This is a genomic window from Kutzneria sp. 744 (genome assembly GCF_000568255.1).
Taxonomy (GTDB): Bacteria; Actinomycetota; Actinomycetes; order Mycobacteriales; family Pseudonocardiaceae; genus Kutzneria.
On the sequence record NZ_KK037166.1, the window covers coordinates 4,235,262 to 4,237,029 of the forward strand.

The 1,768-nt window shown below is 69.9% G+C and carries 1 protein-coding gene; it reads left to right on the forward strand.

The genetic code is table 11. The features are described 5' to 3' along the window. Positions 1-615: 615 nt before the first annotated feature. Positions 616-1,768: ATP-binding protein (locus KUTG_RS61420; RefSeq protein WP_043718577.1), on the forward strand; the 1,153-nt coding region annotated here is incomplete at its 3' end.

Below are 1,768 nucleotides of genomic sequence, written 5' to 3' on the forward strand. Positions count from 1 at the left end.
AAAAAAAAAAAAATAAACAAAAAACATATTTTTCTCTAATTCTCTTCTCAACGCCGTCGCAAACGGTGTGCGGGAATTATTAAGTCAATCAGTGTGTTTGTTGACGGGTGCCATATTGCAGCCTGGAGATACGTGATAGTATCAGTCGAAGTGCTGTTACGTCAAATCATAACTGAACGATTATCTCTAAATACAAACAAAAATCACAACCTCGCCGCGGGTCCGTCGGCGTGCCGTAGCGGGTTCGGCGGCCGACAAGCCCTTCGGACCCACCGGCTCGTACCGGCTGCGCGGCCGGTGGGTCGTCGTCTCCCCCCAGTGCGGGCGCCAGTTCGGCGGCTTCCCACCACTGAGGAGACCCCTCTGCTCCTCAGTGACGAACGGGGGCCGCCACCGCTGGAACCTCATCCCCGAAACGCCCCGCCTTCCCCAACGAGGACCCTCCGGGAACACACCGGAACGAGCATGTCAGCCGCGCGTGGGGGCCGACCCCCGCGCGCCGGTTCCGGTCCGTAAAATGCCTGCTCAGATGGGGAAGATGGTTTTCCGGTCCGGACGGGGCGGCCGGCAGACACGACTACGGGCGGGCCGCGACACATGAGCAGTTCGGGACCGGTGCTTGGCCCTCGTGGGCAGTTCGCGGAGCGGTTCGCGCTGCTGTACGCGGAGGCGGGCGAGCCGCCGCTGAAGCGGGTCACCGAGTCGGTGGCGCGGGCCCGGAAGGTGGACGAGCGGGGCCGCCCGGTGCGGGTGCCGGCGCAGCGGGTCAGCGACTGGCGGCGGGGCCGGAACGTGCCGGCGCGCTTCTCGGCGTTGCAGGCGGTGCTGGAGGTCTTGGTCGGCGAGGCGCGCAAGCTGCGGGCGACGCCGGTCGTGGAGGGCCTGTACGACCTGACGGACTGGCACCGGCTGTGGGAGCAGGCGCTGGCGAGCCCCGTCACCTCGGACGAGGAGACGCCGGCGGAGCCGGCCGAGGACTCCGGCGCCTGCCCGTACCGCGGCTTGGCGGTGTTCCGGCAGGAGGACGCGGGCTGGTTCTACGGCCGTGAGCGCAGCACGGCGGCCCTGGTGTCGCGGCTAGCGTCGGCGGTGCGGACCGGCGGCATCGTGATGCTGGTCGGCGCCTCGGGCGCGGGCAAGTCGTCGCTGATGCGCGCGGGGCTGGGCCCGGCGGTGCAGGAGGGCGCGCTGGGTCCGGGCGCGTGGCCGACGGTGGTGCTGACGCCGACCGTGGACCCGCTCAAGGAGCTGGTGCGGCTGGTGCCGGAGCTGGCCGAGGCGGTGGACGACGGCTTCACCGACTTCGACGAGGACAAGTTCACGGCCAAGGTCCGCGAGGCGATGGCCGCCTACGGCGAGCGGGTGGCCGGCCCGGGCGCGCGGCCGGTGCTGATGGTCGACCAGTTCGAGGAGACGTTCACGCTCGCCGACGAGGAGGCGCGGCGCGGGCTGTTCGTGGCGGCGCTGCACGCGGCGTGCACGGGCGAGGGCCAGGCGCTGGTGGTGCTGGGCGTGCGGGCCGACTTCTACGGCCGCTGTCTGGACTACCGCGAGCTGGCCGAGGCGCTCCAGGACCGGCAGATGGTGCTGGGCGCGATGACGGTGGCCGAGCTGCGGGAGGCCGTGGCGCGCCCGGCCCGTGCCGTGGGCCTGACGCTGGAGTCGGGCCTGGTCGACCTGATGCTGTCGGACCTGGGCGTGAACACGTCGCGCAACGGCCAGGGCAGCTACGACGCGGGGGCGCTGCCGCTGCTGTCGCACGCGCTGC